The 22,689-nt window shown below is 36.7% G+C and carries 24 protein-coding genes and 1 other annotated feature; all 24 genes read left to right on the top strand.

Features of this window, described 5'->3' with window-relative positions:
- Positions 1-80: 80 nt before the first annotated feature.
- The 24 genes from DKL56_RS05150 (at position 81) to DKL56_RS05035 (ending at position 22,566) form a co-directional block, all read left to right on the top strand.
- Entirely contained in the window at positions 81-1,355 is a 1,275-nt protein-coding gene (locus tag DKL56_RS05150) for an SLAP domain-containing protein (RefSeq protein ID WP_109715654.1), read from the top strand.
- Between the two features lie 160 nt (positions 1,356-1,515).
- Positions 1,516-4,191 (top strand): DNA polymerase I, encoded by a 2,676-nt coding sequence (polA, locus tag DKL56_RS05145; protein ID WP_109715653.1) that lies wholly within the window; start codon positions 1,516-1,518, stop codon positions 4,189-4,191.
- A gap of 12 nt (positions 4,192-4,203) precedes the next feature.
- Positions 4,204-5,034 (top strand): DNA-formamidopyrimidine glycosylase, encoded by an 831-nt coding sequence (gene mutM / locus DKL56_RS05140; RefSeq protein WP_109715652.1) that lies wholly within the window; start codon positions 4,204-4,206, stop codon positions 5,032-5,034.
- Entirely contained in the window at positions 5,031-5,633 is a 603-nt protein-coding gene (gene coaE / locus DKL56_RS05135; protein ID WP_109715651.1) for a dephospho-CoA kinase, read from the top strand. Before mutM ends, coaE begins: the two co-directional genes overlap by 4 nt.
- A gap of 1 nt (position 5,634) precedes the next feature.
- Complete coding sequence (nrdR, locus tag DKL56_RS05130) at positions 5,635-6,102, top strand: transcriptional regulator NrdR (protein WP_046307290.1); 468 nt, start codon at positions 5,635-5,637, stop codon at positions 6,100-6,102.
- 2 nt (positions 6,103-6,104) lie between these two features.
- The gene (locus tag DKL56_RS05125) at positions 6,105-7,451 is read left to right on the top strand and encodes a DnaD domain protein (protein WP_109715650.1); all 1,347 of its coding nucleotides are present in this window, start codon (positions 6,105-6,107) and stop codon (positions 7,449-7,451) included.
- Positions 7,452-7,459: 8 nt separating this feature from the next.
- The gene (gene dnaI / locus DKL56_RS05120; protein ID WP_109715649.1) at positions 7,460-8,362 is read left to right on the top strand and encodes a primosomal protein DnaI; all 903 of its coding nucleotides are present in this window, start codon (positions 7,460-7,462) and stop codon (positions 8,360-8,362) included.
- A 344-nt stretch (positions 8,363-8,706) separates the two neighbouring features.
- Positions 8,707-10,644: a threonine--tRNA ligase gene (gene thrS / locus DKL56_RS05115; protein ID WP_109715648.1), complete on the top strand. Its 1,938-nt coding sequence runs from the start codon at positions 8,707-8,709 to the stop codon at positions 10,642-10,644.
- Positions 10,645-10,842: 198 nt separating this feature from the next.
- Complete coding sequence (locus DKL56_RS05110; RefSeq protein WP_109715647.1) at positions 10,843-11,580, top strand: amino acid ABC transporter ATP-binding protein; 738 nt, start codon at positions 10,843-10,845, stop codon at positions 11,578-11,580.
- Between the two features lie 10 nt (positions 11,581-11,590).
- Complete coding sequence (locus tag DKL56_RS05105; RefSeq protein WP_228150045.1) at positions 11,591-12,412, top strand: transporter substrate-binding domain-containing protein; 822 nt, start codon at positions 11,591-11,593, stop codon at positions 12,410-12,412.
- Entirely contained in the window at positions 12,409-13,047 is a 639-nt protein-coding gene (locus tag DKL56_RS05100) for an amino acid ABC transporter permease (RefSeq protein WP_109715646.1), read from the top strand. Before DKL56_RS05105 ends, DKL56_RS05100 begins: the two co-directional genes overlap by 4 nt.
- 13 nt (positions 13,048-13,060) lie before the next feature.
- A complete protein-coding gene (locus tag DKL56_RS05095) occupies positions 13,061-13,717 on the top strand; it encodes an amino acid ABC transporter permease (RefSeq protein WP_109715645.1) in 657 nt (218 codons plus the stop codon).
- A 102-nt stretch (positions 13,718-13,819) separates the two neighbouring features.
- Positions 13,820-13,930, top strand: a sequence feature (ribosomal protein L20 leader region).
- Positions 13,931-13,967: 37 nt separating this feature from the next.
- Positions 13,968-14,477, top strand: a complete 510-nt coding sequence (infC, locus tag DKL56_RS05090; RefSeq protein WP_046307269.1) for a translation initiation factor IF-3 — start codon at positions 13,968-13,970, stop codon at positions 14,475-14,477.
- Positions 14,478-14,503: 26 nt separating this feature from the next.
- A complete protein-coding gene (gene rpmI / locus DKL56_RS05085) occupies positions 14,504-14,704 on the top strand; it encodes a 50S ribosomal protein L35 (RefSeq protein ID WP_046307267.1) in 201 nt (66 codons plus the stop codon).
- 36 nt (positions 14,705-14,740) lie between these two features.
- Positions 14,741-15,097 (top strand): 50S ribosomal protein L20, encoded by a 357-nt coding sequence (gene rplT, locus DKL56_RS05080; RefSeq protein ID WP_046307264.1) that lies wholly within the window; start codon positions 14,741-14,743, stop codon positions 15,095-15,097.
- Between the two features lie 106 nt (positions 15,098-15,203).
- The gene (locus tag DKL56_RS05075) at positions 15,204-15,728 is read left to right on the top strand and encodes a YqeG family HAD IIIA-type phosphatase (RefSeq protein WP_109715644.1); all 525 of its coding nucleotides are present in this window, start codon (positions 15,204-15,206) and stop codon (positions 15,726-15,728) included.
- Entirely contained in the window at positions 15,721-16,836 is a 1,116-nt protein-coding gene (gene yqeH, locus DKL56_RS05070) for a ribosome biogenesis GTPase YqeH (RefSeq protein ID WP_109715643.1), read from the top strand. Before DKL56_RS05075 ends, yqeH begins: the two co-directional genes overlap by 8 nt.
- An 8-nt stretch (positions 16,837-16,844) precedes the next feature.
- The gene (locus DKL56_RS05065; protein WP_074425062.1) at positions 16,845-17,486 is read left to right on the top strand and encodes a nicotinate-nucleotide adenylyltransferase; all 642 of its coding nucleotides are present in this window, start codon (positions 16,845-16,847) and stop codon (positions 17,484-17,486) included.
- The gene (gene yqeK / locus DKL56_RS05060; protein ID WP_109715642.1) at positions 17,479-18,078 is read left to right on the top strand and encodes a bis(5'-nucleosyl)-tetraphosphatase (symmetrical) YqeK; all 600 of its coding nucleotides are present in this window, start codon (positions 17,479-17,481) and stop codon (positions 18,076-18,078) included. The genes DKL56_RS05065 and yqeK overlap by 8 nt, the downstream gene beginning before the upstream one ends.
- 9 nt (positions 18,079-18,087) lie before the next feature.
- Positions 18,088-18,435 carry a ribosome silencing factor gene (gene rsfS, locus DKL56_RS05055; protein WP_074425066.1) on the top strand — a complete coding sequence of 116 codons (348 nt, stop codon included), beginning with the start codon at positions 18,088-18,090 and terminating at the stop codon, positions 18,433-18,435.
- Positions 18,436-18,441: 6 nt separating this feature from the next.
- Entirely contained in the window at positions 18,442-19,596 is a 1,155-nt protein-coding gene (locus DKL56_RS05050) for a nucleotidyltransferase (RefSeq protein ID WP_074425068.1), read from the top strand.
- A gap of 1 nt (position 19,597) precedes the next feature.
- Positions 19,598-20,164, top strand: coding sequence for a DUF177 domain-containing protein (locus DKL56_RS05045; RefSeq protein ID WP_109715641.1), 567 nt, complete (start codon positions 19,598-19,600; stop codon positions 20,162-20,164).
- 142 nt (positions 20,165-20,306) lie between these two features.
- Positions 20,307-21,020, top strand: coding sequence for a response regulator transcription factor (locus tag DKL56_RS05040; protein ID WP_109715640.1), 714 nt, complete (start codon positions 20,307-20,309; stop codon positions 21,018-21,020).
- Positions 20,998-22,566 carry a HAMP domain-containing sensor histidine kinase gene (locus DKL56_RS05035; RefSeq protein WP_109715639.1) on the top strand — a complete coding sequence of 523 codons (1,569 nt, stop codon included), beginning with the start codon at positions 20,998-21,000 and terminating at the stop codon, positions 22,564-22,566. The genes DKL56_RS05040 and DKL56_RS05035 overlap by 23 nt, the downstream gene beginning before the upstream one ends.
- Positions 22,567-22,689 lie beyond the last annotated feature (123 nt).

Raw genomic sequence — 22,689 nt, 5'->3', positions numbered from 1 at the left:
AGTTTGGTTTTTTCTTTATTAATTTTATTTTTCAGCTAAAATAGAGATTAAAATTTTAAAAAAAGTAGTTTGAGGTAATTATGAATTTACAAAAAAAGATGCTTAAAGGCGCAGTAGCTGGAATGATAACGCTTGGGCTTGTAAGCCGGTTAGCAAGTTTTAACGCTGCAACTGTTAAAGCAGCAACAGACAATAACAGTCTTGAATTAGCGCATAATGCCTATATTTTTAATCAAAAGGGTAAAAGGATTAAAAATTATCATGGGCAAAAGAATAATGCATATTTGAAAAAGGGCACGAGTATAAACTTTTCTGGTTCTATTAAAGAAGTTGAACCTAACACTAAAAAGTTCTATTTGTTAAATGAAGATCGTGAAAAGCAATCTTGGTTACCATATAAGATGATTAAGGGCCAATGCTATTACAAACTTAGCTCCGGTGGATATGTTAAAGCAAACAATGTTTATCGAATTGCTGGCCATCCCTTATATACTGATCAAGCAACTGTTAAAATTGCCAATTTAAAAAAGAACGAATCATACAAAATCGGTGTTGGTAAAGACAGTATTAACTTAAAAAATGGTAAAATCTATCAAGTTGACCGTGTGACTGGTATGTCAGGCCAATCAGGTCTTTCGATTGAATATCGTGTTCGCGGAACTAAGACTGCCTTTATTCCAGAAACCAAAATAAAGGCTAAACCTAAGCAACAGTTGCAAACTTATACGCAAGCTAGTTACATTATATTTACCCAAAAAGCTGGAACTTATAATGTGGATGGTTCAGCTCGTTCTACAACTGATCCTAACGCAACTTTTGCTGCCTATGATGTTTACCCAGTTGAAAGTGCAATTTATTTGTGGAATGCTAATGACAATAAGGCAGAACTATTTTACTTGTTAAAGGATTCCTGGAACGAGCCTCGTTTTTATTCATTAGCTAATTATCATGCACAAGATTTTGCTGGGTTAGTTTATGTTAAGGCAGATACAACTGAATATGAATCAGGTCCAGCTTTAAAACCAACTAACACACCTGAGCAGGCTCAAAAAGATGCTAAGATAGCAGTCAAAGAAGACAAACAGGAATTACAAGATTTAGTAGATCAAGAAAACATTACGCCATACCAAAGCTCGTCTTTGAGTAATCTTGAAAATCGCTTTAAGGCTGCACTGAAGTTAGCTAAAACTACACTAAACTCTGATAAGGCAACAATTTCAGAAGTCAAAGCGGCAAAAGCAATCTTGGTTAAGACCCAAAATGATTTATCTCATTATGATAAGTCACAAGCCGAAAGTGATGCTATTTTAGGTGCTACTACACCATGTATTATATGGATCAGTACAATGAACTAAATAAAGACTAACCTAAAAGACTGAGTTTTCAGTCTTTTTTTGCTGTTCAAAATTAATAAGTAAAGTAAATTGCAAGATAGATCAGTATTGTGCCAGAAAAAAGGAAAAACTGGTAAAATGATTAATGAATACTAGACTAGTTTAACTGTGAGGAGATCTAATGGCTAACCAAAAACTACTTTTAATTGATGGTAATTCTGTTGCCTTTCGCGCTTTTTATGCATTATACCGTCAGCTTGAGAACTTCAGAAATCCTGAGGGATTACATACTAATGCCATTTATACATTTAAAAACATGCTCGATGTCTTACTTAACGATGTTAAGCCTGACCATGTGTTAGTTGCTTTTGATGCGGGCAAAACTACTTTTAGAAATAACATGTACGCTGATTATAAGGGGGGACGTCAAAAAACACCAGGTGAATTGTCCGAGCAATTACCGTATATTCAAGAATTGCTGCACGACTTAGGTATATCGACCTACGAGCTGGAAAATTATGAAGCAGATGATATCATCGGTACTTTTTCTAGAATCGGTGAAGAAAATGGTTTCGATGTAACAATTGTGACTGGTGATAAAGATTTAACCCAATTGGCTACTGAAAAGACTACGGTCATGGTGACTAAGTCAGGTGTGATGAACTTAGAAGCTTACACACCGGAACACATGAAAGAAGTTAATGGTGTTACACCAACTGAATTTATCGACATGAAGGCTTTGATGGGTGACAATTCCGATAATTATCCAGGAGTAACCAAGGTAGGGCCCAAAAAGGCTTCACAATTGGTCCAAGAATATGGTTCAGTTGAAAATCTTTATGATCATATCGACGAAATGAAGCAGTCAAAATTAAAAGAAAACCTGCTGAGCGATAAAGACAAGGCTCTTTTGGGTAAAAAACTTGCGACTATTGATTGTCAAACTCCAGTTACGATTGGAATTGATGATATTAAACGTAAGGATATCGACTATCCAAAATTACGACGTTTTTATGAAAAAATGAATTTTAGAAAGTTTTTAAGTGAACTTAATCCTAACGCTGCAGATTCAGAAAATCAAAATGATGAAAATGAAAAAGTTTTGATGGAATACACAGAAGTGACAAAAGATAATTTGGCAAAAGTTGATGCTAAAGAAGGCGACACCATTGTCTTTTACCTAGGGATGCTCGGACCTAATTATCATTTAGCTGATTTTGTTGGTTTTGCATTTAAAATTGCTGGTCAAATTTATGTCAGTCGCGATGTTGACCTATTAAAAGAGCAAAATCTGCAACATCTGTTAGAAGATGAAAAAATCAAAAAGAATGTTTTTGATTTAAAACGTACGACAGTTGGACTTAACCGACTTGGAATTCATGCACATGGAATCGATTATGATATGCTTCTTGCTTCATACTTGATTAACAATGAAAATAATTCGGATGACATGGCTGAAGTTTGCCGGATGTATGGCAATAACTCTGTTAGAAGTGATTTGGACGTCTACGGCAAAGGAAAAAGTGAACAAATTCCTGAAGATGATAAGGTTTTGTTTAATCACCTTGCAACCAAGGCTGAAGCAATCGAAAGCTTGAAGGAAACCTTACTTGCTAAACTTAAGGAGCATGAACAGGATGATCTTTTTGCTAGCATCGAGATTCCCGTTGCGCGCGTTTTGGCAAAGATGGAAATTAATGGTATCAAGGTATTACCTGATACATTAACCCAATTGCAAGATGAGTTTGCCGTCGAATTGTCCAAAATGGAGAAGGAAATTTATGAAGAAGCTGGCGAAGAGTTCAATATTAATTCGCCAAAACAGCTTGGCCATATCCTGTTTGAAAAAATGGGCCTTAAGCCAATCAAAAAGACTAAAACTGGCTATTCGACTTCAGTTGATGTTTTAAATCAGCTTAAGGATGAGAATCCAATTATTGAAAAGATTCTTTCTTATCGTCAAATTGCAAAAATCCAGTCAACTTATGTTAATGGTTTGCTTGATGTCATTCAAAAAGACGGACGTGTACATACACGTTATTTGCAAACTTTGACTGCAACAGGACGTCTTTCTTCAGTTGATCCTAACTTACAAAATATTCCAACTAGAACAGATGAAGGAAAGCAGATCAGAAAAGCGTTCGTTCCTAGTCAACCTGATGGTTATATTTTCTCCTGTGACTATTCACAAATTGAATTGCGGGTTTTGGCTCAGGTTTCAGGTGATGAGCAGATGCAAGAAGCATTTAGAACGGGGTATGATATCCACGCTCATACTGCAATGAGAATTTTCCACTTAAAGTCAACCGATGAAGTAACACCATTAATGCGTCGCCGTGCAAAGGCAGTTAACTTTGGTATTGTTTATGGTATTTCAGATTATGGCCTGTCTAAAAACTTAAATATTAGTCGTAAGCAGGCAAAAGAATTTATTGATAACTACTTTGAACAATATCCACAAATTAAAGATTATATGGATAAAGCGGTGAAAGTTGCTCGTGAAAAGGGTTATGCGGAAACCATTATGCATAGACGTCGGTATCTTCCTGACATTCATGCAAAGAATTTTAATGTCCGTTCTTTTGCAGAAAGAACTGCAATCAACTCACCAATTCAAGGATCTGCCGCAGACATTATTAAAATCGCAATGATTAATATGCAGCAAAAGTTAGATGAAATGCACTTGAAGACTAAGATGGTTGTCCAGGTTCACGATGAATTGATTTTTGATGTTCCAAAAGATGAGCTTGAAACAATTAAGAAGATTGTGCCTGAAGTAATGCAATCAGCAGTTAGATTAGATATTCCTTTAGTTGCTGATTCAGGTTATGGTCACAACTGGTTTGATGCCAAATAAGGAGTATAAGTAATGCCAGAAATGCCAGAGGTTGAAACGGTACGTCGTACCTTATTACCACTGATTAAAGGAAAAACAATAAAAAAAGTTACGTTGTGGTACCCCAAAATTATTGCCAGTGATCCGCAAGAATTTGAACAGCAATTAGTTAATAAGAAAATAGAAACGATTGATCGCTATGCGAAGTACTTATTGATTAGGTTGAGTGGGAACTTGACGGTAGTTTCTCATTTGCGTATGGAAGGCAAGTATCGCTTAGTTAAAGAAAATACGAAAAAAGATAAGCATGATCATGTTCAGTTTGTTTTTACCGATGGCTCAGCTTTGAGATATAACGATGTTCGTAAATTTGGTAGAATGCAGTTAGTTAAAACTGGAACGGAAAAAGAAGTAACTGGTATCAGTAAACTGGGCCCAGAACCTAATTCACCCGATTTTACAGTTGCTGCTTTTACTAGGGGACTTGCGCGCAAGAAAAAGAGTATTAAGAATACGCTTCTTGATCAGTCAGTGGTTGCTGGATTAGGTAATATCTATGTTGATGAAGTTTTATGGGAAACCAAAATTCATCCTTTGAGTATGGCCAATGCACTACCAAAAACCAAAATCAAACAGCTTCACGATAACATTAATTCTTTAATTGAACTAGCGATTGAAGAACGAGGAACTACGGTTCATACATACCTTGATGCTAATGGAAAAACCGGTGGCTTTCAGGAAATGCTCAAAGTTTATGGTCATAAGGGAGAGCCATGCGTTCGTTGTGACACACCACTAGAAAAAATAAAAGTTTCGGGCCGAGGGACTACATTTTGTCCCCACTGTCAGGTAATTTATAAATGACTTTAGTACTTGGCTTAACAGGTGGAATTGCAAGTGGGAAAAGCACGGCAGATGCTTTTTTCCTTAAGCGCAATTTACCTGTTATTGACAGCGATGTGATTGCACATGACATTTTAAATATCGGTCAGTTAGGTTATAAAAAAGTGATTAGTTACTTTGGCCAAGATATTTTAAATTCTGATCGTACACTTAATCGCAAAAAATTAGGACAAATTGTTTTTAATGATCAAAGTAAGTTAAATGTGCTTAACCAGATAACACATCCATTGATTTTTAGCGAAATTGAAGATAAAATTACGCAAAATAAACTTTTAAAGAAACCAGTAGTTATTGTAGATGCACCTTTGCTATTTGAAACTAAAGTAAAAGATTATTGCGATAAAACCTTGTTAATTGCGGTTCCAGAGGAGTTGCAATTGCAGCGATTAATGACACGTGATCGCCTAAATAAAACTGAGGCTTTAAATAGAATAAAAACACAGATGCCACTATCGCAAAAGGAAAAATTAGCAGATTATGTCATCACAAATACTGGTACAATAAAAGAGCTAGAAACTAAATTAGCAAACCTGCTATGTGAACTAAAAGAGGAGGACTAAGATGGAATGTCCTAATTGTCGGCAAAATGCCTCACGTGTAATCGATTCGCGTCCAAGTGATGAAAATCGTGCAATTAGACGCAGAAGAGAATGTGAAAACTGTGGCTTTCGCTTTACTACTTTTGAGCGAATTGAAACAACGCCATTATTAGTAATTAAGAATGATAATACTAGAGAGCCGTTTAATCGTAAAAAGATTCTGCATGGTGTAATGGCAGCTGGACAAAAGCGTCCAATTACCAGTGCACAATTTGAAGAACTAGTTGATCACGTTGAAAACAAGGTTAGACAGCAAGGTGTAAGTGAAATATCTTCGAAAAAAATTGGTCAGTTGGTAATGGATGAATTAGCTGAACTAGATGATGTTGCTTATATTCGTTTTGCATCGATTTACCGCGAATTTAAAGATATGTCGAGTTTCATGAAGACAATGGAGGATATGATTGCTAAAAGAGAGAAAGGAAATTAGAAATGTTTGAGACAGATAATCCCAAACAACCTTTTTTTATTGCTAATCATATTGACCTATATCCAGCTGATCTTCGCATTTTAGTAAAGCTTTATCAGCCTTTAATTGGCTCTCTTGCTCTTTCCATGTACCTTAGTCTGAATGAAGATTATAATTCTGGTGCAATGCTATCTGATTCAACTGGCTTATACGCGTTACAAGAACAGCTTGATTGCAACCTTAAAAGCCTTTTTATTGCGCTGCATAAGCTTGAAGGTACTGGTTTGATTCAAACACGCATGATTGAAAATGAAATTATGGGTCAGGTACTAGTTTTTCAGCTAGCAAAGGTTCCAAGTAGTAATGAATTTTTTGCTACTCCTCTTTTAGCCAGTTTGCTTAAGGAGAAAGTTGGTATTAGCGCATTTCAAAAATTGAGTCATGTCTTTGCCCAAGAAGGTAGTCAGAACTTAAACCAACCTAATGGCTTAGCGACCGCAACTGATGTTTCTGCCTCATTCATGGACGTTTTTCGTTTACCCGATCAAGAAGCAATTGAACCTTCAATTGAAGTGAAACAGGCTGCTCAAGAAAACCAGATTCCTAAACCTGTTCAGGCAAGTATCAAACAAGATGACAAGATTGACTGGGATTTTATGAAGCAGCAGTTTGAGATTTATCAAATTCCAGAGACAGAAATTGATCGCAACCGGGAAGCAATTCGGGCCGTTATGCGCACCTATGGTTTGTCCGAACAAGAATTTGTTGATGAGGCTTTATCGTGTTTACACGGTGACTATCAGCTTGATATGTCTTTAATCAAAAAAACAATCGCAAACAGTATTCATGCCCAAACAACACGTGATCAACTTAAAAGAGTCACGCGTGCTGAAGAAACCAGTCCTTCAAATACGCATTTTAGTGAACAAGAACAAAAACTTTTACAACTTGCTAAGAGTAAATCTCCAGCTCAGTTTTTATATTATCTAAAAACTGAGCGTCATGATTATGTTGATGCAAGCGAATATCATGTCCTTGACAGTTTATACAATGAAAAAGGGATACCAGCTGAATTGCTGAATCTTTTGACCTACGCTTGTCTAAAAAGCGCACCGAATATTTCCTATCGTTTAGCGAATAAAATCCTGCATGATTGGTTGCAGCACGGTGTGAAGACGGGTGAGCAGGCACTTGACTATATGAACAAACGTGAGCAAAATAAAGGAAAATATCCTCGTTATACTCAGGCAAAAAGGGTTGAAAAGGCAACAGACTGGAGCAAGAAAAAAGCTACAGTTAAATCAGACGTTTCTTCGGCAGATTTAAAGAACTTTTTCAAGAACTTTGAAGACCAAAATGGCATGAAGTAGGTGAATCTATGGAACCGATTAATAAATTTATTTCTGCAAAGAATCATCCAGCAGCTAAAAAAATTGATCCAGCTCAGATTAGGCAACAAGTTTTAGCTGAACCGGCTGTCAGTCAGTTCATTGGCGCTCATCAGGACAAAATAACGGATGAAATGATTGATAAGAGTATGTCTGCTCTTTTTGAATTTTATTTGTTTCAACAAAATAAAAAGGATCCAGTCACACAGGGCTTTAAACCGAAATTGATTCTAAATACTAATGCGATTGATATTACTTACGTTCCTGAAGATAGTAAGATTGAACATGATCGGGAAGTTAGTGCCAGAAAGAATCTGCGTTTAATTGATCTGCCAACCAGTTTGCATGATGTTAAACTCAGTCAAGTTGAGATAACGCCTGAAAGAAAGCAAGCAATGGCTGATATTGGTCAATTCTTGAGTGCGTACTCTAAGAATATTCATCAAAAAGGTCTATTTTTATCAGGTAGTTTTGGAGTAGGTAAAACTTTCATTCTTGCTGGCTTGGCAAATTCACTTGCAATGATGAATAAGCGTGTTGTTTTCATGCATGTGCCTAATTTCATTGCCGGTCTTTCAAGTCATTTTAATGATAATAGCCTGCCGGAAGAAGTACAGCGAATTTCAAATTGTGATGTACTAATTTTGGATGATATTGGTGCTGAAAATCTCAGTCAGTGGTCTCGTGACGAAGTTTTAGCAGTAATCCTGCAATCCAGGATGGACAATCAATTGCCGACTTTCTTTTCTTCTAATTTCTCGATGAACGATTTGGAAGAACATTTTAAGGAGACTAAAAATGCAATAGATCCAGTTAAAGCTGCAAGACTAATGGAAAGAGTACGGACTTTGGCTAAAGAGGTCGTTGTTTCTGGTCCTAATAGACGACGCTAAATTAAAAATAAGTTAAAACAAAAAGCACTTAACTAAAAAGTGCTTTTTGTGATTTTTATTAAAAAAGTTCTTGCAAAAAAATGTTAGATATGTATAATTATCTTAATTGAATGAACATGATGCAGCTCAAGTCAGAGAGAATCACATTATTCTGGAAGTGGTTCAATGTAGATGTACCCCACTCATTCAAACTTAAAAAGTAATTAAAATGGGTGAGTTCCATTATCAACTTAATTTGAGAAGTTAGATTCGTATATCTGACTTGAAATTTGGGTGGAACCACGCTAATAACGTCCCAGTGCATCACTGCACTGGGACGTTTTTTTATATTTTCGGAGGTATAGATGAGTTTTTCAGTTATTTTGCCAGATGGATCAAAACGTGATTTTGATCAAGCAATTACAATTAGTGATTTGGCACATGGTATTTCAACATCACTAGGAAAAGCAGCACTTGCTGGTAAAGTAGACGGACAATTACAACCGGTTGATTATCAACTCGATCGTGATGCTAATGTAGCAATTATTACTGATAAAGATGAAGAAGGCTTGAATGTCTTACGTGATACAGTAGCATTTGTTTTTGAAGCAGTTGCTAAAAGAGCATATCCAGAATTACGTTTTGGTGAACATGCTGCAGGCGAAGATGGCTTTTTTGTTGACACCGATAAAGAAAATCAAATTAAAGTCAATGAATTACCTGAACTTGAAAATGCCGTTAAGAAAGCAGTTAAAGCAGGCGAAAAAATTGAAAGTGTTGTTATGCCTAAGGCTGAATTGGAAGAAATCTTTAAAGATGATCCATTCAAGCTTGAGTTATTAAGTCAAGAAACAGGCGATGAAGTTAAGGTATACAAGTTAGGTGACTTTGTTGATTTTGGCTTTGCCGCACTTTTACCAAATACTGGTAAAATTAAACAATTTAAGCTTTTATCTGTTGCTGGTGCATATTGGAAGGGCAAGTCATCCAATCCAATGCTGCAAAGAATCTCAGGTACAGCATTCTTTAAGAAAGCAGACTTGGATGCAGATATTAAACGCCGTGAAGATATTAAAGAACGTGATCACCGGACAATCGGACGTGATCTTGACTTATTCTTCGTTGATCCTAAAGTTGGTGCTGGCTTACCATACTGGATGCCAAAGGGTGCAACTATTCGCCGTGTTGTTGAACGCTACATTATTGATAAAGAAGTTGCCGATGGCTATCAACACGTATATACCCCAGTTTTGATGAATGTTGATGCATATAAGACTTCTGGACACTGGGCACACTATCGTGATGATATGTTCCCACCAATGGATATGGGTGATGGTGAAATGCTCGAATTACGGCCAATGAACTGTCCTTCACATATTCAAATTTACAAGCACCATATTCGTTCTTACCGTGAATTACCAATCAGAATCGCTGAATTAGGTATGATGCACCGGTATGAAAAATCAGGTGCCTTATCTGGATTGCAACGTGTTCGTGAAATGACTTTGAATGATGGTCACACTTTCGTTGCACTTGAGCAAGTTCAAGAAGAATTTACCAAGATTCTGAGACTAATCATGGAAGTATATAAGGACTTCGATATTACTGATTACTACTTTAGACTTTCATATCGTGATCCAAAGAACACTGAAAAGTACTTTGCAAATGATGAAATGTGGGAAAGAAGTCAATCAATGCTTAAGAAAGCAATGGATGACATGGGACTTGAATATGTTGAAGCCGAAGGTGAAGCAGCCTTTTACGGTCCTAAACTTGATATTCAAACCAAGACTGCTTTAGGTGCGGATGAAACCATGTCAACCATTCAACTTGACTTCATGTTGCCAGAACGCTTCAACTTGTCATACGTTGGCCAAGATGGTGAAGAGCACCGTCCAGTTATGATTCACCGCGGAATTGTTGGAACAATGGAACGTTTCATTGCTTACTTAATTGAAATTTACAAGGGTGCGTTCCCAACTTGGTTAGCACCAGTACAAGTAGAAGTAATTCCAGTTAACCTTGATGCACACTCTGAATATGCGAAAAAGGTACGCGATGAACTTAACAAGCGCGGCTTCAGAGCTGAAGCAGATTTAAGAAATGAAAAATTGGGTTACAAGATTCGCGAGTCTCAAACCCAAAAGATTCCATATACCTTAGTTTTAGGTGATGAAGAAATGTCTTCTAACAGCGTTAACGTTCGTCGTTACGGAACTGAAGAAGAAATTGTAAAGAGTTTTGACGAATTTATTGCAGAAATTGATCAAGATGTTAAGTCATACTCAAGAAAAAATAGGTAGTTAGAAATTGAAAAAGTATTTATCGATAAATCAAAGATTATAGGGTGACAACATAAACATTTAATTTTTTAATATACTGGAACTTTGCAAGTCGGGTAACAAACGTAGTGTTGACGGGGATGCACTTTTGATTTTTTAAATCAATTGATAAGAAAAGTATGATGTGTTTTTGTTGATCGAACACAAAGGAGCATTTATATGTCAATGATAGAATTCCACGACGTGCAAAAATATTATGGTAAATTTCACGCCTTACACGATATTAATTTAGAAATAGACAAAGGTGAAACGGTCGTTTTAATTGGTCCTTCGGGGTCAGGTAAGAGTACGCTGATTCGGACAGTAAATCGATTAGAGTCGATTCAGGGTGGAAAGTTGATTGTTAATAATCAAGATTTATCCAATCCTAAAACGGATTCCAATCGTTTACGTCAAGATGTCGGGATGGTTTTCCAACACTTCAATCTTTATGCAAACAAAAATGTACTAGAAAACATTATGTTGGCACCAAGAATAGTTAGTCATATGCCTGAAGAGGAAAACAAAAAGCAGGCGATAGAGTTGCTAGACATGGTAGGTCTTGCAGATAAGGCTCAAAACATGCCTGCGCAAATTTCTGGTGGACAGAAGCAGCGTGTTGCAATTGCTAGATCCTTGGCAATGAAACCTAAGTTATTGCTGTTTGACGAGCCAACTTCTGCACTTGATCCTGAAATGATTGATGACGTTTTGCAGGTTATAAAAAAGGTAACTTCTGCAAGTGAAATGACATCATTGATTGTTACGCATGAAATGGGCTTTGCTAAAGAAGTGGCTAATCGCGTGATTTTTATGGATCAAGGACATCTTGTTGAAGATGACGAAAGTATAGCCTTCTTTAAGCAACCTAAGACAGTGCGTGCACAACAATTTTTGAGTAAAATTATTTCGCACTAAGGAGGTTGGCATGATGAAGAAAATTATCTGGCCAATTGCTCTATTATTTAGTGCATTAATGCTCACTGGTTGCGGAAAAAGCGTAACAGATCAATCAGCTTTAAAAAATGTCCGTTCGTCTAACACAATTACTTGGGCCGTTGAAGGTGACAAAAAGCTTTTCAGTCTAATTGATATTCGTGATGATCAGGAAAAGGGATTTGACATCGATATGGCTAAAGCCATTACTAGAGAGATTTTGGGGCCAAAGGGCCAAGCAAGATTTACTTTAGCAACATCACAATCAAGAATCCCACTTTTGAAAAATGGTAATGTTGATGCAGTAATTGCAACTTTAACGATTACGCCTGAGAGAGCCAAAATCATTAGTTTTTCTAAGCCATATTTTAGGGCTGGTAAATCATTGCTAGTTAATAAGGATTCTGATGTTAAAAGTGTGCGTGACCTAAATGGTAAAACTGTGATAGGAATCGTTGGTGACAACTCGGTTGAAGTAATTAAAAAAGTTGCACCTAAAGCTAAAGTTGTTGCAATGCAAGATTACGGTCAAGCTGTTTCTGCCCTTAAATCACATCAAGGTGACGCCTTAACTAGTGATAATGGTATTTTGTATGGACTTGCTGCGCAAAGTGCGGGAAGTTTAGAAGTAAGAGGTGGCACTTTTACGAAAGAACCTTATGGTATTGCGGTTAACCAAAATCAGGAACCTTTTCATCGCGCAATTAATCGCGCAGTTGATAAAATCCAACGCAGTGGTGAATATAATCGCTTAATTAAAAAGTGGTTTGGCCAAGTTCCCGGTTTCAACTATAAGGAGATGTATTACAAATGATCAACATATTAAATCACTTTAGTAACGAGCTTTTTGTGGGTTTTGGCTGGACACTTTTAGCTAGTTTCCTAACCTTAGTTTTCAGTTTGATTTTCGGTATTTTAATTGCTTTGTTAGAAGTAATTCCTCATAAAGTTGCTAACAAAATTGGACGTGGTTATGTAGAAATTTTTCGTAATATTCCTTTGTTGATTATTGTGATGTTTTTCTATCTAATAGTTCCAAAGTATATTATTCAATTAAATGGTTTTACAGCAGGTACAATTGGATTGTTTCTCTATACTTCAGCTTTTATTGCTGAAATAATTCGTTCAGGTATTCAATCAGTATCTGGTGGTCAAATGGAAGGTGCCAGATCGACTGGCATGACTTATAAACAGGCAATGCAGTACATCATCTTGCCGCAAGCAATGAAGATTGTCATTCCACCATTAGGTAATCAGTTCGTTAACCTTATTAAGGATTCCTCAATTTTAGCCTTTGTAGCTGGCTTTGATTTAATGTATCAAGCCAATGCAATTGCATCCGTAACTTTTGACACAATGAATAGTTACTTCATTATTGGAATCCTATATTTAATCATCACGATGCCGTTAAGTTACTACATGCGGTATCTTGAAAAGAAATTAGCGTAGGGAGGCGATTGATATGCAAACATGGATAGACGCATTATCTTGGCTAAACTTTGGCTTCTTGCTTAAAGGTTTGGCTGTTACATTATATATTTCATTAGTATCGATTGTTTTAAGTTTTATTTTGGGTTCGGTATTAGGGATAATAAGATATTCAAAAATAAAATTTATTTCAGCTGCGGTTGGATTTGTAATTGATCTGGTTCGTAACCTTCCTTTATTGTTAATTATTTTCTTTACTTATTTTGGAATGCCTAAAATTGGCTATCGCCCTAGTGCAATTACTTCGGCAATCATTGCAATGACAATTTTTGAATCAAGCATGCTAGCTGAAATTGTTAGATCTGGTATACAGTCAGTTTCTGAGGGGCAAATGGAAGGGGCCAGATCGACGGGGATGAGTTATGTCCAAGCATTGTGGCACATTATACTGCCACAAGCATACCGCCATATGATCCCAACGATTATTGGACAATTTGTCTCTTTAATTAAGGATACCTCTCTTGCCACAATTATCGTTGTTCCAGAATTGATGCAACATGCTCAAGTCATCTATGGTCAAAATGCTAATTACATTGTTCCAATGTTTGCAGCATTAACCTTGCTGTATTTTATTATTTGTTTTACACTTTCAATGGCAGGAAGCTATTTGCATAAGCACATGGCTAGTTAACAATTTTGATTTTTTGATAAAAGGTCTTTCCTCAAGACTAAGAACATTTTTAGACAGATTATATTGACTAATTGAATACTAACGCGTATAATCACATTAGTTGAGAACAAGAAGAAGCTCCCGCTTCTCGCCTATGTTAAGTTGACCTCTGGGCTAATCGATATTTTCTGTTGATTAAAGGCGGGTACGTTTTACCCGCCTTTTTCTTGTCCTCAAATTAACACGGAGGTGAAGAATTATACCAAAGAATTTGATATTAAACGATCAAATACGTGCTCGTGAAGTTCGTTTAATTAATGAAGATGGTGAACAAGTTGGTGTTGTAACAAAGACTGAGGCTTTACGCCAAGCCAGTGCTGCAAGTTTAGATTTAGTTCTAATTTCGCCTAATGCCAAGCCACCAGTTGCCCGCATTATGGATTACGGTAAATACCGCTTTGAACAACAAAAGAAGGTTAAGGAATCTCGAAAGAAATCTAAGACCGTCAGTGTCAAAGAAATCCGTTTGAGCCCAACAATTGAAGGCAATGATTTTAACACTAAATTAAAGCACGCTCAAAAATTCCTCACTAAAGAGGGAGCAAAAGTTCGTGTTTCAATTAGGTTCAGGGGTCGAGCTATTACTCATAAGGAATTAGGTCGCGAAGTATTGGAAAAGATGGCTGAAGCCACTTCGGATATTGCTACTGTAGTAAGCAAACCGAAAATGGAAGGTCGTTCAATGTTCTTAATGCTTGCTCCCAAGAGTGATAAAAAGTAAATTAGTTAATTTGGAGGAATTAGAAAATGCCTAAAATGAAAACCCACCGCGCTTCTGCAAAGCGTTTCAAGAGAACAGGTTCTGGTCAATTAAAACGTCATCACGCTTTTACTGGACACCGTTTCCACGGTAAAACAAAGAAGCAACGTCGTCATTTGAGAAAGGCTGCATTAGTTTCACGCAGCGACTTGAAGCGCATCAAACAGATGCTCTCTCAAATGCGTTAATTAATTGTAAGAGACGATATTTAGGAGGAATTTTAGATGCCAAGAGTTAAGGGTGGAACTGTTACACGTAAACGTCGTAAGAAGGTTATGAAGCTTGCCAAGGGTTACCGTGGCGCAAAGCATATGCAATTTAAGGCTGCAAGTACACAATTATTTGTATCTTACAGATATGCATTCCGTGACCGTAGAAGACGCAAGAGCGACTTTAGAAAATTATGGATTGCCAGAATCAATGCAGCTGCAAGACAGAATGATATTTCATATTCTAAGTTAATGCACGGCTTGAAAGTAGCTGGTGTTGACATTAACCGTAAGATGTTAGCTGATATTGCTTATAACGATTCAAAGACCTTTGCACAATTAGCTGAAACAGCTAAGAAGGCTTTAAATTAATTTAAAAATGGCGCATTGGCGCCATTTTTTTATGTCAAAAATTATCACTTTACTGAGTTTTTTTGATATATTAGATGAGTGAAAACTTAAATAAAGGGGAAGTTGAATGTTATTCAGGCCACGTTATACAATTGATACGATTTATCATTTAGATACTGATGTGCTTCAACAGATGAGTGTCAAAGCAGTTTTTTCAGATTTAGATAATACATTACTTGCATGGAATGAATTTGAGACTGCCAAAAAAATGGATGAGCTCAATCAACGTTTGGCCAAAGCTGGCATCAAATTGGTTGTAATTTCCAATAATAATGCAGAAAGAATCGGTAAGGTTCTCAACCCATATCAAATTGACTTCGTTGCGAAGTCAAGAAAGCCGCTTCCTTTTGCAATAACTAAAAAAAGAGAACAACTTGGTTTGGCAAAAGATCAGGTAATGATGGTTGGCGACCAGTTGATTACTGATATTCAGGCTGGAAATTTAGCCGGTGTAGAGTCAGTTTTGGTGAAACCATTGGTTGAAACGGATAAATGGAATACTCGCATTAATCGCTTCTTAGAAAAAATAATTTTTTTCTTTTTAGCAATTTCGCATAGAGTTACCTTTAAGGAGACATTAGAAAATGGATGATGAGTTAATTTGTATCGGTTGTGGAGCAAAGCTGCAATCAACTGATCCAGAAGAAGCAGGTTTTTTACCAGCTCAACGTTTAAAGAAAGCTATCGAAAATCAAGACGAAGACAACGATACATATTGCCAACGCTGTTTCCGCTTGCGTCATTATAATGAAATTATGCCTGTTAATGCGGATAACGATGACTTTTTAGCACTGCTAAATTCATTGGCAGAAAAAAAGGCGTTAATTGTTAACGTGGTTGATTTGTTTGATTTTACTAATTCATTATTATCTTCTCTTAAACGTTTTATCGGTGATAATGACTTCATTTTAGTAGGAAATAAATTTGATTTATTTCCGCTAAATTCTCGTCAAAGCAAAATTAAAGATTGGATGCGTCAAGAGGCTAATCGAGTTGGCCTATTTCCAAAGAAAATTTTTTTGGTTAGTGCCAAAAAACAAAAGAACTTAGAAACTTTAATTTCGTATTTAGATAAAGCTTCTAGAACAGAAGATGTATACTTTGTTGGCATGACTAATGTTGGAAAATCAACTTTGTTAAATGCAATTATTGACCAAATGGGTGACATTAAGAATCTGATTACAACTTCTCGTTTCCCTGGAACTACATTAGATAAGATTGAAATTCCGCTGGAAAATGGACACTTTTTAGTTGACACTCCAGGTATTATGACTGAAAATCAGTTGGCAACGCGGTTAAATGCTAGTGAATTAGCAGTTATTTCACCACAAAAGCCATTAAAACCTATGACATACCAATTAAAGCCAGGTAATACATTATTCTTAGGAGGACTTGGGAGAATAGACTTTATCAAGGGTGATCCGGCTAGCTTTACAGTATATGCGGCGCGTGGATTATACATTCATCGCACCAAGACTGAGAATGCTGATACTTTTTACGAAAAGCATGTTGGTGAATTGTTGAATCCACCAGAAAAAGAAACAGATCTTCCCGGACTAAAAGGGCAAGAATTCCATACTTCAAGTAAAAGTGACTTGCTATTTGGTGGTATTGGTTTTGTGACAGTGCCGGCAGATTGCTTGGTTAAGATTTATACTCCTGATAAAATTGGTTTAGGTATTAGACGTGCACTAATTTAGAGGCAAAAATGATCGCTATTGCTAAGGATTTAGGAAAAATTCCGTCAGTTGAAATTAAAGAAGAAAAAATAGAGCCTAAGAAGGGTAAACAAATTGGAATTTTAGGTGGAACATTTAATCCAGTACACTCGGCTCATTTAATAGTTGGTGAACAGGTATATAATAAGCTTCACCTCGATGAAGTTTGGTTTATTCCAACTAATATTCCGCCTTTGAAGGATTCCCCAACTGTTTCACCGCAAGATCGTGCTAATATGTTAGAATTAGCAACTCAGGACAATCCTCATTTTCAGGTGAAGTTATTTGAACTCTATCGAGGTGGAGTTTCATATACAGTCGATACATTGCGATATCTACATGAAACTCAACCTGAAAATCATTATTACTTGATTATGGGCAGTGATCAGGTAAATAATTTCAACGAATGGAAAGAACCAACTAAAATTGCGCAATTGGCAACCTTGGTTGGAATTAAACGCGCGGGCTATCCCACTAAAGCAGAATTGCCAATGATCTGGGTCGATGTGCCAAGCTTAGATGTCAGTTCGACCTCAATACGCCAAACTATTGCAATGGGTGGCTCAATCAGGTATCTTGTACCTGACACAGTGAGAAACTATATACAAAAAAAGGAACTATATCATGAGTGATTTATTTTTTAATGAAACGTACTCACCGCTATCTAGCGCTGAAATAGTTGCTAAAGAAAGAAGCAATATGGATCAAAAGCGTTTTACCCACTGTGTAGGAGTGAGTGAGACGGCTCGTAAGCTTGCTAAACTAAATGGTTATGATGAGGATAAAGCCGCACTTGCTGGTTTTATCCACGATTATGCCAAGCAAGTGCCAGTAGAAGAGTTTCAACAAGCAATTAAAACCCAGGGATTTGATCAGGATTTGCTTAATTGGGGTCCTGCAATCTGGCATGGAATAGTTGGTACTTACTTTATTGAACGTGATTTAAAAATTACTGATGCGGAAATATTAACCGCTGTACGACGTCATACAACTGCTGATACAGAAATGACCACCTTAGATAAGATTGTTTATATGGCTGATTATATTGAGCCTGGACGAGATTTTGCGGGTGTTGAACAAGCACGTGATGTCACCTATGCCAACTTAAATGAAGGTGTAGGCTATCAACTTGCACATACACTTGAATATTTAGTCCATAACAGAAGTAAAATTTATCCACGCACTTTAGAAGCATACAATGTGTGGAGTGTCAAAAAGCAATAAGGAGAAAAATTGACTAGTAAAGAAATCTTAGCTTTTACATTAAAAGCAATCAGTGACCGCCATGGTGAGGATACTGCTGCATATGACATGCAAGGATACAGTATTTTAGCTGATTATTACGTTGTTACCAGTGCAGGTTCTAATAGACAGTTGCACGCAATTGCTAATGCAATTATTGATGAGGCACATAAGGCTGACTTCTATGATTATCGAGTTGAAGGAAGTAGCGAATCAAATTGGCTGCTTTTAGATTTAGGTGATGTAGTCGTCAATGTCTTTACTGAAGAAGCCCGAGACTTTTATAATGTCGAAAAACTATGGGCAGACGGTAAAAAATTAGAGTTAGAGGAAGATTAGCTGCTAATGAGTGTTGTTGGGATCATTGCTGAATACAATCCCTTTCATAGTGGACACGAGTTTTTGATGAATCAGGCTCGCTATCTGGCAGGAGACAAAGATCCAATCGTGATTGTTATGTCAGGTAACTATGTTCAAAGGGGCGAAATGGCAATTATGGATAAGTGGTCGCGTGCTAGGGCTGCACTTGAAAGTGGTGCGGATTTAGTATTTGAACTACCATTTTCAACTGCGGTTCAACCAGCAGACCTCTTTTCGCTTGGAAGCATCGACCAATTAGTTAAAGTTGGTGTTACTGACTTAGTTTTTGGCGTTGAAGATGCAACCCAAAATTTTGCTTACTTAGGAAGCAAAATTGCAGAAATTCCACAAAGTCATATGGACTTTAATGATTATAGTCAGACATATTCAACACAGTATAATCAAATGGTTGCACGTGAAGTTGGGCATGAAGTTAATGAGCCTAATGCAATTTTGGCGTTGGCCTATGCTGTTGCAAATCACAATTTAGGTACACCTTTAGCACTACATCCAGTTAATCGAATTGGTGCTGGGCATGATGATTTGTTACAAAATAATGGTGTAGTTCAAAGTGCGAGTGCAATTCGCAATATTATTTTGCATAACAAAATAGATTCGGAATTAGAGCAATGGCTGCCCAAAAAAGAAGTTCAAATGCTTGATGCCCAAAGCGAGTATCCAAACTGGAATATATTGTTCCCATTTTTAAAGTATCGACTTGAATCTACTAGTGTAGAAGAACTACGTCAAATATATCAAATGAGTGAAGGCCTTGAATATAAAATGAAACAAGAGATTCACTTGGCCCATGACTTTACTGAGTTTTTACGTAGAATCAAGTCGAAACGGTATACCTATGCGCGTTTGAGAAGATTATGCTTGTATACTCTACTGAATGTAAGTCAAGACGATATGATTGAAAGCTTTAACCATGAGTCGTTGTTACTATTGGGTTATAGTAAGCTTGGGCGCAATTATTTGAAGCAAATTAGAAAAGATACTTCTGCCAATATTATTTCAAAGGTTGATCAGAACAATGCTAAGCATGGTTCATTGGGCTTACAGGTTCGCGTTGATCGTTTATTTGAACAAATAATGCAGAAGGATCAAAATTTTGGCCGTCGTCCGTTGGAGGTTTAGAATGCTATCAATTAACTTTTCACAAATCAAAAATAGTAATGAAGTTTTGACGAAAATTGATCAGGAAGTTCAAATGAGGCCAGAATTTTTTGACCGGAGCAAGAACTTAGTTGATCAAGTAAAAAAGGTGCAGTTAACTGGTTCACTTTTTTACAATGAACCATATGTAACTGGCGATTTTCATGTTAAGGCTTCCTTGGTTGTTCCGTCGAGTCGAAGTTTAGAACCTGTCGATTACCAACAGGACTTTCGGTTTACGGAAAACTATACTGATGAAGAAGTACCGAAGGAAAAGATTGATGAAAGTGAAATTCCAATCGTTAAGGTTGAAGATGATTTAATCGATTTGCAGACTGCAGTCGAAGATAATATTATTCTTAATATTCCAATCACAATTTTGACACCTGAAGAAGAAAAAGAAGATATCTATCCTCAAGGCAATGGCTGGTCTGTTATTTCAAAAAGTGATTATGACCAAGGAAAGAAAAATCAAGTTAATCCCGCATTTGCCAAGCTTAAATCCTTGCTTGAGCAGGATGAACATGATAAAAATAATAAGCAAAAATAAAAATAAGTAATGCAAAAACTTTGAGTTAGTCTTAACTCGGTTTTTTAATCTTGTTTTAAAACCTCTTTTAAAGTATGCTTATCTTAATTAAAAGGTTTTAACTTGATTTAGCATTTGATAGTTAATATAAAGGATGATAAAAATGGCAAAAATTTTAATTGTTGAAGATGAAAAGAACTTAGCTCGCTTTGTGGAGCTAGAATTAAAACATGAAAAATATGATACTGTTGTTGAGAGCAACGGTCGTAAAGCATTGGATTTGGCTTTGAAAGAAGACTTTGATGCTATTTTACTCGACCTAATGTTGCCTGACTTAAATGGTCTTGAAATTGCTTGTCGTGTTCGTCAAGTTAAGAGTACACCGATAATTATGATGACTGCACGTGATTCTGTAATTGATCGTGTTTCTGGTTTAGATCATGGTGCAGATGATTACATTGTTAAACCTTTTGCCATTGAAGAATTGTTAGCTCGTCTACGTGCCGTTTTACGTCGTGTCAAGATTGAAAAAGATGCGTCAGATGATACAGTTGAAAAGAAGGTAGTTAAGTTTAAGGACTTAACAATTGAAACTGCAAATAGAATTGTTCGTCGCGGGGATGGTAAAGCAGTTGACTTAACCAAACGTGAATACAATCTCTTAATGACTTTAATTAAGAACAAGAACAATGTTGTTAGCCGTGATCAACTACTTTCTAAGATTTGGGGACCAGGTTCAAACATTGAAACTAATGTTGTTGAAGTTTATGTTCGTTACCTGCGTAATAAGATTGACATCCCAGGTCAACAATCATATATCAAGACTGTTCGCGGTACCGGATATATGGTAAGAGATGAAGATGATGAAAAGAAGTAAAGTCAAAGGTAAAAAAGAGACCAAGCACTCATCGTTAATTGTACGCTGGGTCAGTATCGTTGCTTTAACGATCATGGTCTCTTTTATTGTATTCTCAGTTGTTATTTACTCAGTTGTAGGTCAGCAATCGTTGGTGCAGCAGAAAAAAACTTCGACTGAAATGGTTGTTAAGCTAAATGAGAGCTTAAATAGAATTCCACATGAATTACAGATTTCTAATGTGGTTCCTGCTCTAACGCCATCAACCAGAAATGTTTTAGAAGGCAATCCGCCTATTACTAATGATGACCATCCTGGAAGTGCATTTAATGATGACCTCCTTTCATCACTAACGAATCCTGATTTGAGTGTTGTTGTTTATAACTTGGAAAAAGAAGACGTTTTTGATAACGGTGGACCAATCCCTAAGTTTAAGCATATTAAGGGTGATTATTCGATGGAGAGCGTCTATGTTAAGGGCCATCGGCGACAAATTATTACCTATCAGAAAGTTAGAGCAGCACATAGTGGCAAACTTACAGGCTATATTGTTGTTGCCAACAAGATGTCTTACTACAATGAATTGATGCACGATCTACTTAAATGGATGGTACGGATTTCCGCTATTGCAATTGTGGTCTTTATTTTGATTTCGTACATGATTGTGCGCGGCGTTGTTCGGCCAATCAAAGAAATGTCTAAAGTTGCCCGTGAAGTTAATGCAGATCCAAATAGTACTGCTCGAATAAGAAGTTTTCACCGAAATGATGAGCTGCAAGAACTTGCAGTTTCTCTGAATCAAATGCTTGATCGAATGCAACGCTACATTGATCAACAAAAAGAATTCGTTGGTGACGTTTCACACGAGCTGCGTACACCAGTTGCGGTAATCGAAGGGCATTTGAACTTGTTAGAACGGTGGGGCAAAGATGATCCAGAAATTCTGGAGGAGTCAATCAATGCTTCATTACAAGAAGCTAAGAGAATGCAACATCTAATTCAAGAAATGCTCGACTTAACCCGTGCGGAACAAATCAATGTGCAGTATCCAAATGCCGTAACAAACGTTGCGGATGTTTTGAAGCGTGTCGCTGGAGATATGGGAATGGTCCATCAGGACTTTTCAATCGGTTTGGAAATGGATGATTTACCACAGGATACTGAAATTCAGATTTACCAGGGACACTTGGAGCAGCTACTTGTAATTTTGGTTGATAATGGAATAAAGTATTCAACTACGCGAAAAGAAATTAATATTTCTGCCGGTTTGGCCCAAAATGACGTACATATTATCGTACAAGACTTTGGTGAAGGTATCTCTAAAGAAGATCAAAGCAAAATTTTCAACCGTTTTTACCGTGTTGATAAAGCTAGAACACGTGAAAAAGGTGGTAATGGTTTAGGTCTGTCTATTGCACAAAAACTGGTTAACAGTTATCATGGTAAAATTAGTGTTGAATCAGTCGAAGGTCAGGGGAGTCAGTTCATTATTGAGTTCCCAGCCCTCACAAAGAAGCAGGCACAAGTTTTGCGTGAACGCGCTCAAAGTAAAAAAGAAGCAGAATAATAGAAGAATATCTGAAACAGCAAAAGAAAAGCTTTTGCTGTTTTTGTTTTAGCTAAATTTAGGTAAGTAAAAAGGCTAATTCTATGTACTGGAATTAGCCTTTTAGGAGTTCTATATTATTTA

Source organism: Lactobacillus apis (assembly GCF_003150935.1).
Lineage (GTDB): Bacteria > Bacillota > Bacilli > Lactobacillales > Lactobacillaceae > Lactobacillus > Lactobacillus apis.
The sequence above is the reverse complement of the archived record's forward strand: the minus strand, read 5'-3'. Positions and strand labels throughout refer to the sequence as shown.

Bases quoted from the DNA above. Each gene is read 5' to 3' on its own strand.
- DKL56_RS05150 (WP_109715654.1), top strand. From the start codon at position 81: ATGAATTTACAAAAAAAGATGCTTAAAGGCGCAGTAGCTGGAATGATA.
- polA (WP_109715653.1), top strand. From the start codon at position 1,516: ATGGCTAACCAAAAACTACTTTTAATTGATGGTAATTCTGTTGCCTTT.
- mutM (WP_109715652.1), top strand. From the start codon at position 4,204: ATGCCAGAAATGCCAGAGGTTGAAACGGTACGTCGTACCTTATTACCA.
- coaE (WP_109715651.1), top strand. From the start codon at position 5,031: ATGACTTTAGTACTTGGCTTAACAGGTGGAATTGCAAGTGGGAAAAGC.
- nrdR (WP_046307290.1), top strand. From the start codon at position 5,635: ATGGAATGTCCTAATTGTCGGCAAAATGCCTCACGTGTAATCGATTCG.
- DKL56_RS05125 (WP_109715650.1), top strand. From the start codon at position 6,105: ATGTTTGAGACAGATAATCCCAAACAACCTTTTTTTATTGCTAATCAT.
- dnaI (WP_109715649.1), top strand. From the start codon at position 7,460: ATGGAACCGATTAATAAATTTATTTCTGCAAAGAATCATCCAGCAGCT.
- thrS (WP_109715648.1), top strand. From the start codon at position 8,707: ATGAGTTTTTCAGTTATTTTGCCAGATGGATCAAAACGTGATTTTGAT.
- DKL56_RS05110 (WP_109715647.1), top strand. From the start codon at position 10,843: ATGTCAATGATAGAATTCCACGACGTGCAAAAATATTATGGTAAATTT.
- DKL56_RS05105 (WP_228150045.1), top strand. From the start codon at position 11,591: ATGATGAAGAAAATTATCTGGCCAATTGCTCTATTATTTAGTGCATTA.
- DKL56_RS05100 (WP_109715646.1), top strand. From the start codon at position 12,409: ATGATCAACATATTAAATCACTTTAGTAACGAGCTTTTTGTGGGTTTT.
- DKL56_RS05095 (WP_109715645.1), top strand. From the start codon at position 13,061: ATGCAAACATGGATAGACGCATTATCTTGGCTAAACTTTGGCTTCTTG.
- rpmI (WP_046307267.1), top strand. From the start codon at position 14,504: ATGCCTAAAATGAAAACCCACCGCGCTTCTGCAAAGCGTTTCAAGAGA.
- rplT (WP_046307264.1), top strand. From the start codon at position 14,741: ATGCCAAGAGTTAAGGGTGGAACTGTTACACGTAAACGTCGTAAGAAG.
- DKL56_RS05075 (WP_109715644.1), top strand. From the start codon at position 15,204: ATGTTATTCAGGCCACGTTATACAATTGATACGATTTATCATTTAGAT.
- yqeH (WP_109715643.1), top strand. From the start codon at position 15,721: ATGGATGATGAGTTAATTTGTATCGGTTGTGGAGCAAAGCTGCAATCA.
- DKL56_RS05065 (WP_074425062.1), top strand. From the start codon at position 16,845: ATGATCGCTATTGCTAAGGATTTAGGAAAAATTCCGTCAGTTGAAATT.
- yqeK (WP_109715642.1), top strand. From the start codon at position 17,479: ATGAGTGATTTATTTTTTAATGAAACGTACTCACCGCTATCTAGCGCT.
- DKL56_RS05050 (WP_074425068.1), top strand. From the start codon at position 18,442: ATGAGTGTTGTTGGGATCATTGCTGAATACAATCCCTTTCATAGTGGA.
- DKL56_RS05045 (WP_109715641.1), top strand. From the start codon at position 19,598: ATGCTATCAATTAACTTTTCACAAATCAAAAATAGTAATGAAGTTTTG.
- DKL56_RS05040 (WP_109715640.1), top strand. From the start codon at position 20,307: ATGGCAAAAATTTTAATTGTTGAAGATGAAAAGAACTTAGCTCGCTTT.
- DKL56_RS05035 (WP_109715639.1), top strand. From the start codon at position 20,998: ATGAAGATGATGAAAAGAAGTAAAGTCAAAGGTAAAAAAGAGACCAAG.